The sequence below is a fragment of the Vibrio atypicus genome, assembly GCF_009811315.1.
Lineage (GTDB): Bacteria > Pseudomonadota > Gammaproteobacteria > Enterobacterales > Vibrionaceae > Vibrio > Vibrio atypicus.
Map to the genome: position 1 here is coordinate 1 of NZ_BLID01000056.1, position 251 is coordinate 251.

Below are 251 nucleotides of genomic sequence, written 5' to 3' on the forward strand. Positions count from 1 at the left end.
AGTCAGTATTCATTGAGCCGAACAAAATCTTAAATTGAAGAGTTTGATCATGGCTCAGATTGAACGCTGGCGGCAGGCCTAACACATGCAAGTCGAGCGGAAACGAGTTATCTGAACCTTCGGGGGACGATAACGGCGTCGAGCGGCGGACGGGTGAGTAATGCCTGGGAAATTGCCCTGATGTGGGGGATAACCATTGGAAACGATGGCTAATACCGCATAATGCCTTCGGGCCAAAGAGGGGGACCTTC

The 251-nt window shown here is 51.4% G+C and carries 1 rRNA gene; it reads left to right on the forward strand.

Annotated elements, in window-relative coordinates:
* Nucleotides 1-31: 31 nt before the first annotated feature.
* Nucleotides 32-251: ribosomal RNA gene (locus GVO60_RS22300) — 16S ribosomal RNA — on the forward strand; the annotation flags it as partial.